This is a genomic window from Lewinella sp. (assembly GCF_050633125.1).
Taxonomy (GTDB): Bacteria; Bacteroidota; Bacteroidia; order Chitinophagales; family Saprospiraceae; genus Lewinella.
In genome coordinates this window covers 90,222-107,798 of sequence record NZ_JBOEFX010000021.1, presented here as the reverse complement: position 1 = coordinate 107,798, position 17,577 = coordinate 90,222, and the positions used below count along the sequence as shown (strand labels likewise).

18 protein-coding genes are annotated in these 17,577 nt (G+C 45.6%); 10 read left to right on the top strand and 8 right to left on the bottom strand.

The features are described from left to right. Window positions 1-94: 94 nt before the first annotated feature. Window positions 95-442, bottom strand: coding sequence for an aspartate 1-decarboxylase (gene panD, locus ACRBG0_RS05910; protein ID WP_367392333.1), 348 nt, complete (start codon window positions 440-442; stop codon window positions 95-97). Window positions 443-669: 227 nt separating this feature from the next. Continuing rightward, window positions 670-1,530, bottom strand: a complete 861-nt coding sequence (panC, locus tag ACRBG0_RS05905; RefSeq protein ID WP_431485978.1) for a pantoate--beta-alanine ligase — start codon at window positions 1,528-1,530, stop codon at window positions 670-672. 214 nt (window positions 1,531-1,744) lie between these two features. Between panC and ACRBG0_RS05900 the strand changes: the two genes are divergently transcribed. From ACRBG0_RS05900 to ACRBG0_RS05870, 7 genes are all read left to right on the top strand, one after another. Next, the gene (locus ACRBG0_RS05900; RefSeq protein WP_431485977.1) at window positions 1,745-2,566 is read left to right on the top strand and encodes a glycogen/starch synthase; all 822 of its coding nucleotides are present in this window, start codon (window positions 1,745-1,747) and stop codon (window positions 2,564-2,566) included. A 140-nt stretch (window positions 2,567-2,706) separates the two neighbouring features. Then, window positions 2,707-4,101 carry a DUF4270 family protein gene (locus tag ACRBG0_RS05895; RefSeq protein WP_431485976.1) on the top strand — a complete coding sequence of 465 codons (1,395 nt, stop codon included), beginning with the start codon at window positions 2,707-2,709 and terminating at the stop codon, window positions 4,099-4,101. A gap of 144 nt (window positions 4,102-4,245) precedes the next feature. Continuing rightward, complete coding sequence (gene glmS / locus ACRBG0_RS05890; protein ID WP_431485975.1) at window positions 4,246-6,084, top strand: glutamine--fructose-6-phosphate transaminase (isomerizing); 1,839 nt, start codon at window positions 4,246-4,248, stop codon at window positions 6,082-6,084. Between the two features lie 11 nt (window positions 6,085-6,095). Continuing rightward, entirely contained in the window at window positions 6,096-6,800 is a 705-nt protein-coding gene (locus ACRBG0_RS05885; protein WP_431485974.1) for a DUF4290 domain-containing protein, read from the top strand. A 196-nt stretch (window positions 6,801-6,996) separates the two neighbouring features. Then, entirely contained in the window at window positions 6,997-8,319 is a 1,323-nt protein-coding gene (murA, locus tag ACRBG0_RS05880; protein ID WP_431485973.1) for a UDP-N-acetylglucosamine 1-carboxyvinyltransferase, read from the top strand. A gap of 9 nt (window positions 8,320-8,328) precedes the next feature. Next, window positions 8,329-8,646 (top strand): DUF4286 family protein, encoded by a 318-nt coding sequence (locus ACRBG0_RS05875; RefSeq protein WP_431485972.1) that lies wholly within the window; start codon window positions 8,329-8,331, stop codon window positions 8,644-8,646. A 141-nt stretch (window positions 8,647-8,787) separates the two neighbouring features. Next, window positions 8,788-11,004, top strand: coding sequence for a DUF5916 domain-containing protein (locus ACRBG0_RS05870; protein WP_431485971.1), 2,217 nt, complete (start codon window positions 8,788-8,790; stop codon window positions 11,002-11,004). 107 nt (window positions 11,005-11,111) lie between these two features. Here the strand turns inward: ACRBG0_RS05870 and ACRBG0_RS05865 are convergent, their stop codons facing one another. The 5 genes from ACRBG0_RS05865 to ACRBG0_RS05845 all read right to left on the bottom strand — a co-directional run bounded on the left by ACRBG0_RS05865 (window position 11,112) and on the right by ACRBG0_RS05845 (window position 14,488). Continuing rightward, a complete protein-coding gene (locus ACRBG0_RS05865; RefSeq protein WP_431485970.1) occupies window positions 11,112-12,110 on the bottom strand; it encodes an NADP-dependent oxidoreductase in 999 nt (332 codons plus the stop codon). A 350-nt stretch (window positions 12,111-12,460) separates the two neighbouring features. After that, window positions 12,461-12,859: an Hsp20/alpha crystallin family protein gene (locus ACRBG0_RS05860; protein WP_431485969.1), complete on the bottom strand. Its 399-nt coding sequence runs from the start codon at window positions 12,857-12,859 to the stop codon at window positions 12,461-12,463. A 146-nt stretch (window positions 12,860-13,005) separates the two neighbouring features. After that, entirely contained in the window at window positions 13,006-13,284 is a 279-nt protein-coding gene (locus tag ACRBG0_RS05855; protein WP_431485968.1) for a hypothetical protein, read from the bottom strand. A gap of 295 nt (window positions 13,285-13,579) precedes the next feature. Then, window positions 13,580-13,918, bottom strand: a complete 339-nt coding sequence (locus ACRBG0_RS05850; protein ID WP_431485967.1) for a hypothetical protein — start codon at window positions 13,916-13,918, stop codon at window positions 13,580-13,582. Between the two features lie 12 nt (window positions 13,919-13,930). Next, window positions 13,931-14,488 (bottom strand): RNA polymerase sigma factor, encoded by a 558-nt coding sequence (locus ACRBG0_RS05845; RefSeq protein WP_431485966.1) that lies wholly within the window; start codon window positions 14,486-14,488, stop codon window positions 13,931-13,933. A gap of 143 nt (window positions 14,489-14,631) precedes the next feature. Here ACRBG0_RS05845 and rpsF point away from each other — a divergent pair, with 143 nt between their 5' ends. From rpsF to rplI, 3 genes are read left to right on the top strand one after another with little or no spacing between them, the layout of a single operon-like run. Then, complete coding sequence (rpsF, locus tag ACRBG0_RS05840; RefSeq protein ID WP_431485965.1) at window positions 14,632-15,147, top strand: 30S ribosomal protein S6; 516 nt, start codon at window positions 14,632-14,634, stop codon at window positions 15,145-15,147. A gap of 33 nt (window positions 15,148-15,180) precedes the next feature. Further along, window positions 15,181-15,447, top strand: a complete 267-nt coding sequence (rpsR, locus tag ACRBG0_RS05835; RefSeq protein WP_020538116.1) for a 30S ribosomal protein S18 — start codon at window positions 15,181-15,183, stop codon at window positions 15,445-15,447. Window positions 15,448-15,491: 44 nt separating this feature from the next. Further along, on the top strand, window positions 15,492-15,938 hold the full coding sequence (gene rplI / locus ACRBG0_RS05830; RefSeq protein ID WP_431485964.1) for a 50S ribosomal protein L9: 447 nt from the start codon (window positions 15,492-15,494) through the stop codon (window positions 15,936-15,938). A 78-nt stretch (window positions 15,939-16,016) separates the two neighbouring features. On the opposite strand, the gene ACRBG0_RS05825 is transcribed toward rplI, so the two are convergent. After that, window positions 16,017-17,111 (bottom strand): 2Fe-2S iron-sulfur cluster-binding protein, encoded by a 1,095-nt coding sequence (locus tag ACRBG0_RS05825; protein WP_431485963.1) that lies wholly within the window; start codon window positions 17,109-17,111, stop codon window positions 16,017-16,019. Window positions 17,112-17,577: the final 466 nt, after the last annotated feature.

The following is a 17,577-nucleotide window of genomic DNA, read 5'->3' as shown; positions in this document are numbered from 1 at the left end:
TTCGCGTTTTGTTTTCTGCGCAACGCTAAAGGTGTTTCAATCCCTCTACCCTCTACTAAAAGGCGCGCGAAGCAGCCTGTGTCTATCTACTCATCTAGATGAGTTTGTTTCCCTCCCCTGGAAAAACAACATCCGGTTGATAGGTTTTCGCTTCTTCGGGCGTCATCCATCCGTAAGCGATGATGATCACAACGTCGCCTACTTGTACCCGGCGTGCTGCGGCTCCGTTCAGGCAGATCATTCCCGAGCCTCGTTCACCTTTGATGGTGTAGGTCTCAAAGCGTTCTCCATTGTTGTTGTTTACTATTTGCACGCGTTCTCCCTCCTGGAGATTAGCGGCATCCAGTAAATCTTCGTCAATGGTGATACTACCGACGTAGTTGAGGTTGGCCTCGGTGACTACGGCACGGTGAATTTTAGATTTAAAGCGTTGAATTAGCATAAGCTTGTTTTCGCTAAGAGACGGAAAAAGTTCTTAAGAAGAAACTCCTGGTTCTGTTTCCGTCAGGCTTCTAAATGACTAAGGATCGCAAAAGTATAAAATTTGCTAAACATTGGTTACGACTCCTCTTCCTTTTAAGAGAAGTTCGTTTGTTAGTCGTAAACAAAACAAAATTAGGGTAGGTTTATTTTGTTTCTCGTTTTTTTGACGCGGAAGTAAGAAGAAAGTTACATGTTTCCTCTCAGGGGGAGGTTGTCGATCAAGCGAACCCCTCCTGCCCAGACGGCGGTACAAGCAACAACAAGTTCTGCAAGTTCTTCCTGATCAGGAAGGGGCTGTAAGCTGTAACCGTCCACAATAGAAAAATATTCAGGACGAAACCCTGGCTGGGTCATTGCTTTCATTGCCCAAGTTTCAATGTCCTTGGGGAATTCGCCTTTGATAAGGCGTGTTTTTGCTGCTTGAAGCGTCTGATAAAGAATGGCAGCTTTCTGACGAGTCTCTATATCCAATAAGACGTTTCTTGAGCTCATAGCAAGACCGTCTTCTTCCCGCGCTGTTGGGACCGTAATGACCTGATAGGGCAGGTCAAGTACGCGAATCATTTGTTTAACAATCAATTGCTGCTGGTAATCTTTTTGCCCCATGTAGAGATTTTCCGGCTGAACGATATCCAAAAATCGCTTGACGACTTGTGCAACGCCATCAAAATGCCCCGGGCGTTGTGCACCCTCCATGCGGGCGTCCAACCCTGAGAAGTCGATTTTTAACTCCGTATTGTGGCCCGGAGGGTACATATCTTCTACCTCGGGTAAAAAAGCGACATTACAGCCAACCTTTGCTAACTTTTGTAGGTCTTTACCAGGTGTTCGGGGATACCGATCCAGATCACTGGTTTCATTGAACTGGGTTGGGTTGACAAAAATACTGGCAACAGTAATTTGATTTTCGGACAACGACCGCTTTACCAGTGATAGGTGCCCGGCATGCAAAGCACCCATCGTTGGGATGAAGCCAACAGAGCGATTATTGACCCGTTCAGCATTCAGAAAAGACTGTAGCTGATCAACGCGTTTAAACAATTGCATGGAATAATGAATTTTCTTCCCGAAAGCGGGGAGCAAATATAGCCGTTTTTCAGAAAGAGACCTTTTTAAGCGACCTGTTTCAGAGACAAATGCTTGATTTTTACTATCTTTGCAGCTTGAATTGAAGGCAGGAAAGGATATTTGTCCTCTTAAACCATACAATTCATATATAAACGATCTTTGATTCTTTTTTGAAAATTGAGATAGCAGGCGTATGAGCAAAAAGAAGGTATTGATAGTTACCCAGGAAATGGAGCCTTATACTTCCCTCTCGCAAGTTTCCGAGATGGTTCGTCAACTGGCCCCATATGTGCAAGAGAATAACATGGAGATCCGGGTACTGATGCCTAGGTTTGGCACCATTAACGAACGTCGGCACCGTCTACATGAGGTAGTACGGCTTTCGGGCATGAACATCATCGTCGATGACGATGATTATCCTTTGATTATCAAAGTGGCTTCTTTACCAGAGGCCCGTATGCAGGTTTACTTCCTCGATAATGAAGATTTCTTCAAGCGTAAGCAAATCTTCAAAAATGAGAAAGGTGAGCCTTTTGAAGATAATGCAGACCGTACGGTCTTTTTCTGTAAAGGGGTTTTGGAAACGGTAAAGAAGTTTGGTTGGGCTCCTGATATCATCCACTGTCATGGTTGGATGACCAGTCTTATCCCGCTGTATCTAAAAACAGCCTATAAGAATGAGCCACTTTTTGAGCCGGCTAAAATTGTTTACTCTTCTTATGCATCTGACACTTTTTCTGCACATTTTAATGAAAACTTCGCTACTAAAGCGTCAATCAATAATCTGTCAGAAGAAGATTTGCACAATTACCAAAATGGTGATCAGGTGCAGTTAGAATCAGGAGCTATCCACTACGCTGACGCTATCGTTCGCGGTTCAGAGGAGCTTACTGAAGAAGCTACAGAAGCATTAGCTAATACTGATAAACCAGTACTAGCTTATGATGAAGAGAATTACCGAGCCAATCTTATTGAATTTTATCAATCACTTTTGACGGAGGAGGTTGAAAGTTAGGTTTTCCAGTAGCAGGTTTTTGACCTTGTAAAATTCTACTGTTGAAAACCTCTCGTTGTACCTCTTTGTATCGTCCATCACTCTTATTTCTCGTTATTTAACGTTGAGGGGAGTGATGGACGAAAAGTATCAATACTTTTATGAAGAATAGTTTCTGGACCAAACTTCTGGTCGTTTGTTGCGCACTTTCCTTTGTACTTACCAACTGTACTGATCCCCTTGAAGTAGGAGCAAATTTACTTGATGAGGACCGCGCTAAGGTTGGGTTTACAGATACCCTTAAGCTGAAAGTAAGAACGGAAATTGCTGACTCGGTGAGCGCTTTCTCCCCGGGTGTTGGTGCGATTTCTACTTTTCTTTTCGGGCGAACCGAAAACCCCTACTTTGGAATTACCGAAGCAGGCTTCTACATAGAACCATTACTTTCCCGTGATCTAGGTGGTAATCCAATTGATTTCCTCTCTACGTTTAACCCAAATACGGTGATTTTGGATTCAGTTGTACTGGTACTTCCTTTAGATTCCTCAGGCATTTATGGTGATGTGAATGGCCAGTTTGGCTTGGAGGTATATAGAGTAACCGAAGCACTTGATCCGGTAGAGTTTGATGATGACGGCAATGTCTCTTTCTTTAGTAATGTCTTTTACGATGTAGACCCTATGCCGTTGGCATCGGCGATGTTTCGTCCTAATTATGACGACAGCATATTCGTGAAAAAAGACATTAGTTTTTCTACCCTCGATACGGTTGATTTGAAAGCGCCACATGTACGGGTTCGCCTGGATGAGGCTTTCGGGCAAACCTTCTTTCAGCAGGATACCACCGTATTTGCTAACGACAGCACCTTGCTTGAATTTTTCAGAGGATTGTATGTGAAGCCTACTGGTGTTTCTCCGGGGTTACTCAACTTTAATGTCAATCGGAGTTGGTCTGGTGTCTATTTTTACTATCGTGCCGGCACCGATACACTTACATATAGCTTGGAGGCAGGAAGTATAGGGCGTCGGATCAGTACTTATGCGCACGATTATGAGGGCTATGTAGCAGGAGACTTTGTGGAAAATCCTGATACGAACGATAGTTTAATGTTCTTGCAAGGTATGCAGGGGTTGGAAGTTGCTTTTGAGATTCCAGGGCTTGAGAACTTCGATCAGAAAGTGATCAATAAAGCGGAGTTGGAGTTGACGGTAGCGATGCCCGCCGATTACGATCTTATTTTTAACCCAGTACCAGAGCAGATCGTTGCATTGAAGAAGACGGACGAAGGCGAATTTATCGTGATCAGTGACGTTTCTGTACTCCCAAATGACTTAGGTGTTTATTTTGGGGGGCAACCAGAGGAACAAACTGGTGGAGAGGTGTTGTACAAATTGAATATGTCAATACATACCCAGTATGTTATTGATGGTTCTGAACCACAAACAATATATTTAGCAGTATTTCCTAAAGCAGGGAATGCTAGTCAAGTGATATTCAAAGGCCCGGGAGCAGTAGTTAATCCTCCTGTTCTTAAGGTGTCTTTTACGGATTTATAGAACAAATAACAGCATTGCGACATTAGCTTAGAGAATGTCCTGATCTAATCAGGACATTCTTTTCGTGTTGATACATTGGAGGCTTATCTATTGTGCCAGCGAAACTGTTGACAGTGCTTTTATCCTGGACCAAAAACAAACGACATGTGTGGAATTGTAGCCTATTTAGGCCCTCGCCAAGCGTACCCTGTACTTATTAAAGGCCTTCAACGGCTGGAATATCGAGGATACGATAGTTCAGGAGTTGCATTGTTAAATGGAGATCTCCACATTTACAAAAGAAAAGGTAAAGTTCAGGATTTACTAGATTTTGCTGTTGATAAAGACCTTTCTGGCTCAATAGGTATTGGCCATACGCGTTGGGCAACTCACGGGGTGCCAGATCATATCAATGCGCACCCACATCAATCAGGGAATGGGCGTATCGCTTTGGTTCATAACGGGATTATCGAAAACTATGCACTGCTAAAGACGGCTTTAGAAAAAGATGGCCATGTTTTTAAAAGTGAAACGGATACAGAAGTACTTACTCATTTGATTGAAGCCATTCAGGAGCGGGACAACCTGCCTTTGGAAGAGGCTGTACGCGTAGCACTTACCAGAGTAATTGGTGCGTATGCGATTGTGGTTCTTGATCAAAATGATCCGGGCAAGATTGTTGCAGCACGTAAAGCAAGCCCTTTGGTCGTTGGTCTGGGGAAGAACGAGTTTTTTCTGGCTTCTGATGCGACCCCTATCATTGAGTATACAAACCGAGTAGTGTACCTCGATGATGAACAAATCGCAGTAGTTAGCCTAGAGGATGGCCTACAGTTGCGTTCGATTGGGAATGAAGAACAGACCCCTTTTGTACATGAACTTGACATGAAAATCGAAGCACTTGAAAAAGGAGGCTATGATCATTTCATGCTTAAGGAAATACACGAACAGCCACAAACAGTAGCAGACTGTATGCGTGGACGTTTGAATGCTGAAGAAGGTTGGATTCGCTTAGGTGGACTCGAAGAGTTTGCCAACCGGGTGTTACAAGCAGATCGGTTTATCATTGCGGCCTGTGGTACATCCTGGCATGCTGGATTAATTGCGGAATACCTGTTTGAAGACTTGGCCCGGATTCCGGTAGAGGTAGAGTATGCCTCAGAATTACGGTATCGTAACCCTATCATCCGGGAGAAAGACTTGGTTATCGCGATCTCTCAGTCAGGAGAAACCGCGGATACATTGGCCGCGTTGGAAATGGCGAAACAAAAAGGCGCAATGCTTTTTGGCATTGTGAATGCAGTGGGGTCTTCTATTGCTCGGATTACGGATGCAGGGTCTTATATTCACGCTGGCCCGGAAATTGGTGTTGCTTCTACGAAAGCCTTTACGGGGCAAGTGAGTTTACTGACCATGATGGCTTTGAGCCTGGCGCACAAGCGTGGGACGATTTCTAACTCCTATTTTCGCCAATTGGTAAGTGAATTGGCAAATATTCCAGATAAGATTCGGAGGGTGCTGGAAAAGGACGAGCAAATACGCTATATTGCGGGTGAAATCAAAGACCACTCTAACGCTCTTTATCTAGGGCGGGGTTATAATTTTCCCGTTGCACTGGAAGGTGCACTGAAATTAAAAGAAATTTCCTACATCCACGCTGAAGGATATCCAGCAGCGGAGATGAAACACGGGCCAATCGCTTTGATCGACGAGAATATGCCGGTGATTGTTATTACAACAAACCGAAGTGCTTATGATAAAATTGTGAGCAATATTCAGGAAGTCAAAGCACGTAAAGGCCTCGTTATTGCAATTGTAAACGAAGGAGATACGGTCATTAGTAAAATGGCCGATCACGTTATTGAAATCCCCAATACAGAGGAACCATTTACCCCTTTATTGTCGGTTATCCCACTACAATTATTGTCTTACCATATAGCCCTCATGCGCGGCTGTAATGTAGATCAGCCACGTAACCTGGCGAAATCAGTAACTGTAGAGTAAAATAAAAAAGTATGATAGATTGGAATATGACTTATAATTCTGCCAAAGATAACCTGACGATTCCGGAATACGGAAGACACGTACAGTTATTGGTAGATCATGCACGGACGCTCGAAGATGATGCTCTACGTCAACGATTCGCCGAGCGAATCATCAAGTTGATGATGCAAATGGTTCCTCAGAACCGCAATATTGAAGATTATAAAGGCAAATTATGGCGCCATCTGTTTCGTATTGCAGAGAATGACTTGCGCGTGAGCCCACCAGAAGGGGTGGAAATGCCTGAAGATGTTAGTGGTCGGTTGTCTCCTGACACGGTGCCTTATCCTGAGTCAGAAGCACAGTACCGTCATTATGGACACAATGTCCAGACAATGATTAAGAAGGCTATAGGCATGGAGGAAGGGCCTAAAAAAGATGGATATGTAGCAGCTATTGCTGCCTATATGAAACTGGCCTATAAAACATGGAATCGCGAGCACTATGTTAGTGATGAAGTTATTAAAGCAGATCTCAAGTCCCTGTCAAAAGGCTTATTGGAGATTTCTGAAGAGCAGTCGCTAGATAATTTGGTTAACAAAACAACTCAACGCCGTCGTCCTTCAAATAGTAGTGGCAGCAAAGGAGGTAAGCGTTCTTCTGGTTATAGTAACAGAAATAATGGAGGAGGCCGCCGAAAGAACAGTGGAGGAGGTCGTCGCGGGTACCGGAAATAAAAGGTGCTTTATCTTTCTCGCCGTGAAGTAGCAAAAAAACTTCATGACAAGTATATACTGAAATAGGATTGCACCCGGTAGAAATCAGGAGGAAATACTTTGAATTCGGTATGTAATATTATAACAAAGCAGTGTGCCGTAACCTTTACGTACACTGCTTTGAGGTTTTATTTGATCATCAATAAGTTATCGATTTATGCACGCATCCGGAACCTTTGTGGTAGAAGGTGGTCACGTTTTACAAGGGGAAATTGTCCCGCAAGGAGCTAAAAACGAAGCACTGCAAGTGCTTTGTGCCGTTTTACTCACCAGTGAGCCCGTCGTTATCAGCAATCTGCCAGCAATTAGAGATGTTGATAAGTTGATTGAATTACTCAAGGGGTTGGGTGTAGAAATTAGCCAACTCGATGATCATACCTATCGTTTTGTCGCCGCCGAAGTAAATCTTGACTATGTGTTGACGCAGGATTTTATTCGGGATGCCAGCCGTATTCGTGGTTCGGTAATGTTGATAGGGCCACTTTTGGCGCGTTATGGACAAGCTTCGTTGCCCAAGCCTGGAGGCGACAAGATTGGCCGTCGCCGTCTGGATACCCATTTATTAGGCTTAGAACAGTTAGGTGGGCATTTTTCTTTTGATAATGAGCGAAGCCTCTATGCTTTTAAATCAGAGGGACGCCTGAAAGGGTGCTACTTGCACATGGAAGAAATCTCTGTGACAGGTACAGCCAATGTTGTGATGGCAGCTGTATTAGCTGAAGGAGAAACAACGATCTATAATGCAGCTTGTGAGCCCTATGTTCAGCAATTGTGCCGAATGCTGCAAGCAATGGGTGCTAAGATTCAAGGTGTTGGGTCTAATCGTCTGCATATTGAAGGGGTAGACCAGTTGAACGGTGCCGAGCATCGCTTGCTACCTGACATGATTGAAATAGGCAGCTTTATTGGTTTGGCTGCTATGACCAAATCGGAGATTACCATTAAAGACTGTAGGGTCGATCAACTAGGGATTATTCCTCATGTTTTTCGGCGATTAGGGGTGCAAATTGATGTTATTGGAGATGATTTGCATATTCCGGCACAGGAGGAGTATGAAATACAGAGTTTTATTGATGGCTCTATCCTTACGGTATATGATGCTCCTTGGCCTGGATTTACACCCGACTTGATGAGCGTAATTCTAGTAATGGCTACCCAAGCCAATGGCAGTGTTTTGGTCCATCAGAAAATGTTTGAAAGCCGTCTGTTTTTTGTAGATAAACTCATTGATATGGGCGCGCAAATCATCCTTTGTGACCCTCATCGCGCTACGGTAATTGGCCTCAACCGCCGGTTTCAGTTAAAAGGCATAGAGATGACATCCCCTGATATTCGAGCTGGTGTAGCACTACTCATAGCAGCGTTGTCGGCAAAAGGGAAAAGTACGATTCGTAATATTCATCAGATTGATCGTGGTTACGAACGTATTGATGAACGCCTCGCTGCACTGGGAGCTAAGATTACCCGCTTAGAGGAATAAAAGTAGATTATGATCTTATACAATGTTACTATACAAATCGATCATGCTAGTCACAAGGAATGGTTGGCATGGATGAAAGTCGTTCATCTACCAGAAATGATGCAAACTGGTAAATTTGCAGAATACACCATCTCACGCCTATTGGGTACTGATGAGACAGAAGGCTTTACTTACAGTATCCAGTACCTGGCACACGATTTCACCGCCTATCAGGAGTATCAGGAAAAGCACGCATCAGAGATGCAGCGAAAGCACCATGAGCGTTATCAGGACAAATACGTTGCTTTTCGCTCGATTATGAAGGTGGTGGAAAGGGGCGATAGTTGATTTTGACCGCAGGAGATAGGCTCTTCACTGCTTTTGGGCGTGATCTTTATTAAGTATTTCGTACTAATGTACCTTTGGATAAACCCTTGGCTACGATGATCGTTGTGAAGGGCAGGACGCTAGTATGAAAACGCTTATTTCATGTTGAAGCAACTGTTGTTACTGCTACTGCTTGTCGGTACTGTTATCCCTGTTTTTTCTCAAATGGCCTTTTCAGAGGAACTATCTGAAGAAGAAGGGCTTTACCTTCGGAAATTGGAGGAAGAAATCACAATCGACGGACAGCTCGATGAAACGGCTTGGTTTACCGGCCGTCCAGCGGACGGTTTTTGGGAAAACTTCCCTTCCGACACCTCTCGATGTGATTGGAAAACGGAAATCTACATGACCTTTGATGAGACGAATTTTTACATTGGCGCCAAGTGCTATGCGCCGGGTAAAGACTATGTCGTACCCAGTTTGCGCAGGGATTACCGGGCCGGTGGCAGCGATAATATTACCTTTCTACTTGATCCTTTTCGCGACCGTACCAATGCTTTTGTTTTTGGGATGAATCCTTTCGGTGTAATGCGGGAAGCACTCATCTCCAACGGAGGGAATAATGGCGGTGACTGGCTGGGAGAATGGGACAATAAGTGGCGCGGCGCATCGGCTATTTTTGATGACTATTGGTCGTGCGAAATTGCGATCCCTTTTAGCACCATCCGGTTCCCGGAAGGACAGACAGATTGGTATTTCAATAGTTATCGTTTTGATACACAAAGTAATACCCGCTCTACCTGGCAGCCGATCCCACAGAACCAAATGATTATGAGTTTGGCGTATATGGGCAATATGCACTGGGAAGAAGCGCCAAAAGCAGGTAAGAAAAGCATTTCACTGATCCCCTACCTCAGCGGAGCAGTCCAAACAGATTACGAAGAAGGCTTGCCAACAGAGAGCACCTTTGGGGTAGGAGGGGACGCCAAGATTGCAGTTACTTCTGGCCTCAACCTCGATTTAACAGTAAACCCGGATTTTAGCCAGGTGGAAGTTGATCGACAAGTTATTAACCTGAGTAGATTTGAAGTTTTCTTCCCGGAACGGCGACAGTTCTTCTTGGAGAATTCTGACCTTTTTGGAACCTTTGGAGATGATCAAGTGAACCCTTTTTTTTCCCGACGAATCGGTGTTTCGCAAGATACGAGTACAGGGGGCGCTATTTCTAATCCGATCTATTATGGTGCTCGCTTGAGTGGAAAATTGGACAACAACTGGAGGGTAGGTCTTATGAATATGCAAACCGCTAGCGATGATCAAAACGGCTTGCCTAGCTACAATTATACCGTTACGGCATTGCAGCGAAAAATGTTTTCCAGATCTAACCTCGGGTTTTTATTTGTCAACAAACAAACCTTTGCTGATCTTGCTGGCGATACCCTCAATAATGCTTATAACCGAGTAGCCGGACTAGACTACAACTTGGCATCGGCAGATAACAAATGGAATGGCAAGTTTTACTTTCATCATTCCTTTTCGCCGACGCAAGGAAATAACCCTTTCTCACACGGCGCCCGGGTCGATTATCGTGAGCGGCGTTATGCCTTTGGGATGGAACAGCGCTACGTAGGCGAAGAATATGATGCTGAAGTAGGATTTGTGCCCCGCAAAAATTATTGGCAAATCAATCCTCGGGGCGAGTTGTTTTTTTATCCAGAGAAAGGGAGCATCAATAGGCACGGTCCCCGCTTTAGATCCCGTTTTTTGTGGACACCAGAAGAGGGGAGTACCGACCGCCTTATGTTTCTGTCCTGGGATATTAGCTTCACCAATACCAGTCGCCTGAGCTTTGACCTCGTTAATGAATATGTATACCTACTCGAAGATTTTGACCCCACCAATACCGACGCTACTCCCTTGCCGGGAACCATGGGCTATACTTACAACCGGTTTTCGATGGAGTATAACTCTGATAGTCGCAAAACTTTCTCTTATCGGGTAGAGCCTACAGTAGGGCAGTTTTTTAACGGCTATCGCTATGGTTTACGAACGAATATCACCTGGCGTTACCAGCCCTTGGGGCAGATTTCGCTTACTACGAATTATAGTTATATCGACCTTCCCGACCCTTATGCTAGTGCTAGTCTATTTCTTATCGGGCCAAGAATTGATCTTACATTCAGTAAAAGTATCTTCCTGACGACTTTCCTTCAGTACAATAGCCAGGTTGACAACTTTAATGTTAATGCCCGATTGCAGTGGCGTTTTGCACCCGTTTCTGATTTCTTCTTGGTATATACCGATAATTACAATTCACTGGATTGGCTTGTGAAAAACCGGTCCATTGTGGCAAAGGTGACTTATTGGCTGAATACTTAGAGCTTGTTTGGTACGGGCTGTATTGAAAATCAAAGGTTTAATGGTTCTGGCGAGCAATCAAAATGTGAGTTTAATGAACACTTTTCACCACACAGCGAAACCTACCCTTAAATCACCTTCAGTACCAATTTCCCCAACTTCTCTCCCGTAAACAAGCGCTGGAAAGTAGGGAGAAAGTTCTCAATTCCTTCGTATATATCTTCACGAGATTGGAGCTTGCCTGCGGCCATCCATTGCCCCATCTCCTGAGCGGCTTTGCCATAGTCTTTGGCGTAATCCATTACTACCATCCCCTGCATAGTAGCCCGGTTGACCAGTAGCGAGAGGTAATTACTAGGTCCTTTTACGGCTTCTTTGTTATTGTATTGCGAAATCGCACCGCAAATCACAATCCTTGCATTACGGCGCAAGCGAGCGAGAGCTAGATCAAGAATCTCTCCGCCCACATTATCAAAATAAACATCAATTCCTTTAGGGCAGGCTTCTTTCAGTGCTCGGGGAAAACCTTCGGCCTTGTAGTCCAGCGCTGCATCAAAACCGAGGGTCTCGGTCAGGTATTTACATTTTTCGGGGCCACCAGCAATACCTACTACCGTGCAGCCTTTTATTTTGGCAATCTGTCCCACAACACTGCCCACTGCGCCAGCAGCGCCAGAAACAAGTACAGTGTCCCCTTCTTTGATCTTGCCCACTTCCAGGATGCCAAAGTAAGCCGTCATGCCGGGCATTCCCAGTGTGCCAATGTATACGGGCATTGGTGCCAGGCGAGTGTCTACTTTATACCAGTTGTCACCGTTGGTCAGGCAATATTCTTGTACGCCGCCCCAGCCCGTGATGATGTCTCCTACTGCAAATTTTTCGTGCTTGCTGGCTACCACTTCGCCAATAGAGCCCGCGCGCATTACTTCACCCAACTGGACAGGTGGAATATAAGAGCGGGCATCATTCATCCAGCCTCGCATGGCCGGATCCAACGATATATAATGGTGGCGCACGACCAATTGGCCCTCAGCGGGTTCGGGTACCGCTGTTTCGTCCAGGCTCCAAGTGTCTTTGGTAGGCATACCCACTGGGCGTTCGCGTAGAATAAGTTGCTTGTTAATCATCTGTCTGTTATAATGTATTTGTAGAGCTTCAACAACAGCGGCGCTGCTCTAGTTGACAAAAGACTGATTTTGTTTTTGCATCTCTGATGCGAGAAAGGAAGGACTCCTGTATAAAAAAACAAACCATATAAGTGATTATAAGGACATATGAGCATCTGTTTAAAACACTTAAATGACCTCATAATCCTTATATGGTTCAAAAACTTAAGCGCCTCCCCGCCCTGCGGAGCGGGGCGCTACGCTCCGTAGCTCGCTATTCGCTCGGCCCCAGCAAAGCTGGGTCTGCCCCTGCGGGCGCACTACTGCGCATCGCTAGGCCAGGGGCTGCCGTTACCGGGCAAACTTCCTGCTTACTCTACCTCCACTTCACGCCGCTGCGTCACCCGATCAGGGTGCTTGGGCAAGGTGAGGGTGAGTACACCGCCTTCGTAAGCCGCGCGGATATCTTCCTGATTGATCTTGTCGCTCAGTTGGAAGCTACGCTCAAAAGCACGGAAGCGAAATTCGCGACGTTGCCATTGGCCTTCAGTGTCACTAACCGGAGCGGTTACATGAACGGTGAGTAAGTCGTCGGCAATGTCGAGCTTGAAGTCCTCCCGTTTACGGCCAGCGGCAATTAAATAGATTTCGTAGCGGTCGTCCATTTCCTGAATGTTGACCGGCGCACCTTGGCGGTGCATAGGGCCGCGTCCGCGACCGTGATGATGACGGCCACGTTGGCCATGATGATATTTCATTCCTTTACACATATTGTTGTTGTTTAATTTTAATTGAATGTGACGGCAAACGATTGATGATCAAATCAATCTTTCCGGCACGAGGGAGTTCGGGTAAAGTGGGCGACCTTGCTTTGGCTACCCCCCGATCCAAGTACCCCCGTACCTTGTACCGTATATTACTGAACCGTGATGGTCTGAAAACGGAATGATCCGTTATCCTGCCATCCGGCTTGGGTGTACACTGCTGGGTAGCGGTAGGCCTGGTGGTCGTCAGAGAATTCACCGAAGTGGTCTGATTTAGAATAGCCGTAGCGCGCTAGTCGCAATTTGTGTACGAAAAAAGCAAAGGCTGCCAGACCGAGGGCAAAAAGAAGACCAGCGATCAAAAGCTTTGCAAAAAGAAAAAACAAGACCACCCCTGCCGCAAAGGACAGGGCTCCGAATAGGATACGCATGATGATTTTAATTTTTAGAAGACTGGTGCTTGCCAGCCGTTCGTCGGGGTTAATAATCGTAGGCTAAGGTGTTGTACCGTAGCGCTTTCATATAGGTAGACGGACGAACAGCAGGATTACTTTAAAGAAATGTGATTTTTTTTATTTTTTTCGATAGTTTTCTTAACCTGGAGGTTCTCATGGGCAGCCCCTTCGCCGTCAGTAAAAGTCCGTAGAGGGATTACCTTCGGTGATCGTCCTTTTAGTCCTCAGAGTTCGGGCTACTTTGCGCCTTCCGGGTAGAGTAGAAGGGGGACTAATTCTCCCCTCTCTTCTCACAGCGCTCTTTCCAGCGGGCTTTGAAATTTGCCCGTTCTTCCTCACTCATATTACCCCATTTCTCTTTCCAGGCAGCTCGCCTTTTGGGGTTTTGACGATAGGAGGGCGGCGGCCCCAGGCGGCCAAAGAGCAGGCGACATAAAACAAAAAGGGCCAGTGCTTGCCAAAATTTGATTTCTGGCAAGTCGAAAAGGGGGCTGATTGTGGCATTCCAAAGTAGCATCACCACGCCAGCAAGGAGGGCGACCACGGCCAGTACCAAAGGAACAAATATAAAAGGCGACCAGCGCTTGCGATATTTATGTTGACGGTGCATATTCTTGCAATGTTAATAATTAAGGAGTTCGTCGTAGAGGTCGGCCAATCGTTGGCGCAGGTGTTTGACGGCGTAGCCCTTGCGGGAAATGAGGGTTTTTATGTTGATACCGGTCCGATCAGCGATGGACTGAAAGGTCTCGTCTTCTAATTCATTCCACACAAAAACATCTCGTTGATTGGCAGGCAGCTCGTCCAGTGCATCGTAGAGTGTTTCCCAAACCAGTTGGCGAAAATACGCCTCTTCGGGGCCATCGTCTGAGGCGGGGAGCCAATCTTCCAGGGAAAATTCGCTGTCGTCACTGTCTTCGCCATAGGAAAAGTCCTCCACTGGGGAGGCTTTGTTTTTGCGGTAGCCATCCGTAAGTCGGTTGCGAGCTACGCGGTGCAGCCAGGCATTGATGTTTTCGATACTGCTTAGGTCGACAATTCGGCTAAGCTGGTACCAAACATCCTGCAAAACGTCTTCGGCATCGGCATCCGAAGTTACCCGTCCGCGAATAAAACGGAACAAGCGATCACCGTAATTACGGATCGTTACTGTTATGCTATTGTCTCTGGATGCTGGCATGGAACTAGTTAACAAAGTAATTCTTTTTCTATAGAGACGTACGAATCAGAGAATTACTTTAAAGTTTTTACTTTTTTTAAAACTAAAATCCTATCTTTGCATCCGCTTTTAAAAAATTTATTCACTAATCTAGTGTCTGATCTATGCGAAATTACGAAGTAACATTCATCGTAGACCCAGTGCTGTCGGGGGAAGAAATCAAAACGACGGCTCAGACCTATAGCGATATGTTGAAAACGGCTAAAGCCAATATTGTGCACATCGACGAGATGGGACTGCGCACCTTGGCTTACCCGATCAACAAACGCAATAGCGGGGTTTACTACTGTATTGAATTCCAAATGGAAACTGTCGATCTCATCGACGATTTGGAACTGGCTTTACGCCGGGATGAGCGCATCATGCGTTTCCTTACTTACAAACTAGACAAGTTTGGCATCAAGTATAACGAAGACAAGCGTAACGGCTTGATCGGGAAAGCCAAGCGTCCTAAGTCTAAAGAGAAGAAGGAAGGCCGTGATCGCAATGACCGCGATCGTCGTGGTTCGAAACCAGCTCCTAAATCGGAGGCTGCTGCTAAGCCAGCTAAAGCTGAAGCTAAGCCAGCTGCTAAAGCTGCTCCAGCACCCGCTCCAGCTGCTAAGCAGGAGGAAGAGTAATCCCTATTGTCCACTATTAAATCTTGATAAGCTATGGCTAATCGCGATGATATTAAGTTTTTAAGCAATCCTAAGATTGGTGGTAAGCGTCAGAAGTACTGTCGTTTCCGCAAGTACGGTATCAAGTATATCGACTACAAGGATGCTGATTTCCTGCTGTCTTTCGTTAACGAGCAGGGTAAAATTTTACCACGCCGTATTACCGGTAATTCTCTAAAGTACCAGCGTAAAGTTTCTGCTGCGATTAAGCGTGCTCGTCACCTGTCGTTGCTGCCTTACGTAACTGACTTGCTGAAATAGCAGAGTCTGGTATTTTAAATTACTAATTTTAAAAACGATTTGACATGGATATCATTCTGTTGCAAGACGTTGAACACGTCGGATATAAGCACGAGCTGGTGACCGTTAAGAATGGCTACGGTCGCAACTACCTGATTCCTCAGGGGTTTGCACTGATCGCCAACAGCGCTAACCGTGCTCGTTTAAAAGAATTACAGCGTCGTGAAGATGCTACTGAAGCCAAACGCCTGGGCGAATACCAGGATATTGCCAAGAAATTGGATGGCCAGGTACTACGTATTGGTGCTAAAGCCGGTACTAGTGGTAAGATCTTTGGTAGCGTTACCAATATTCAGATCATCAATGCCCTTAAAGAGCAATTCGATCTTGATATTGAACGCCGTAAAGTACAATTGCCTGATAATGTGAAAGATTTGGGTACCTACACCTTGGTACTGAACTTGCACAAAGAGGTACAGCCGGAAGTGAAATTCGAAGTAGTTTCTGAGTAAATCTCACAACTTCTCGGTAAAGAAAAAGCCCAATTCGCAGCAATGCGAATTGGGCTTTTCTTTTATTTAAGCCTGATCCTAAACGTCAAAGCTGATCTCCACATCCTTCCCATCTGGATGCGCCTGACATGCTAGCACGTAGCCATTAGCTACCTCATCATCATCAAGAGCATAGCAAACATCCATCTTCACAGAGCCACTTTTGACTTTAGCCATGCAGGTAGAGCAAGCTCCGGCCATACAAGAGTAAGGCGCATCATGCTTGGCATCAAGCAAAGCTTCCAGGATGGTCTTTTTTTCTGGGACGTTAATGGTAATGCTTTCGCCACGTAGCTGTACTTTCACGGTGCCAGCTCCTCCGGCAGTCATCACCTTACCGGCGGCTACTTCTGCGGCATTAACAAAGCGTTCAGAGTGTATACTCTTCTTGTCGATGCCTTGTTCCATCAGGCAGGTTTCCACGGCATCAATCATAGCACCAGGACCACAAATGAAATACTCGGCACCTTTACCTTGCACCGGGCATTCTCTCAGGAAAGTATCGATAACCAAAGGGCTGATCCGCCCCGTAAGGCCTTCCCAATTTGTCGTCGATTTTTTAAACCAACCTCCCTTTTCTTTCTTGGGCTGGCTGACGATGTATTCCACTTTTAGTTGACCAGCGTAGCGTTTGCTTAGGTCTTGTAGCTCGTCATAGAAAATAATTTGGTCATCCTCGCGGCTACCATAAAGGAGATAGACGCTACTTTGTGGCTCTTCTTCGAGGGTGGTTTTTAGTATCGACATCAAAGGCGTGATCCCGGAACCCGCACCAAAAAGATAGTAACTCTTCCGTTGATCGGGCTCTAAGGCCGTATAAAAGCGCCCTTGAGGAGGCATTACGTCAACGGTATCGCCCGCTTTCACAGAGTCGTGAATATAGTTAGACACCTTTCCTCCATCTACTCTTTTTACAGAGACGGCCAGTTCTGGCTCAAATGGTGAAGAACTCATAGAGTAAGCCCGTCTTTCTTCATTGCCGTTAACGGTAAAACGAAGTGTCAGGTATTGTCCTTGCTTGTAGGCGAAAGTGTCCGCCAGTTCAGCAGGAACCTGAAAATAAAGACTAACAGTATCTTGGGTTTCGGTTTTTACCTTACTTATCGTAAGTGGGTAAAACTTAGTATCACTCATGCGTAGGCATTAATTTTTCAAAAAGATTAACAGGAAATTGACCGGAAGGTTGAGTCCCTGTATTGCACAAGTTGTTTTTGTGCAATTGTTCGTCGTAGGTCGCATCTACGGCGCTGGTTTGCGCACAAAGTTAAACTGCTTAGGGGAAGTGTACGAATTAAGGGCGGTGAATTTGATCATCTGTACATCCTCATGTGTTTATATTACGTGAAGGTATTCATTTGGGGCCATGCCTTCTCCCGTCCCGACTTTTCTAGTCAGGACGGGATCGGCACCGGGCCATCCGTTCTTACCTTCGGTACCACTGCTGTCCCTTGTCCTGCTCTCCCGATGGGATTCGCCGAGCTTCAGGCTACGCCTTACGCGCTCAACCAAAGGAATCTCCTGTCCTCCGCTTGGGCGGAGGTGTCCAAAGGATAGAGGTGGGTAAAACATAAGCCCGTTCTGCACTTAGGGTCCTATGCCA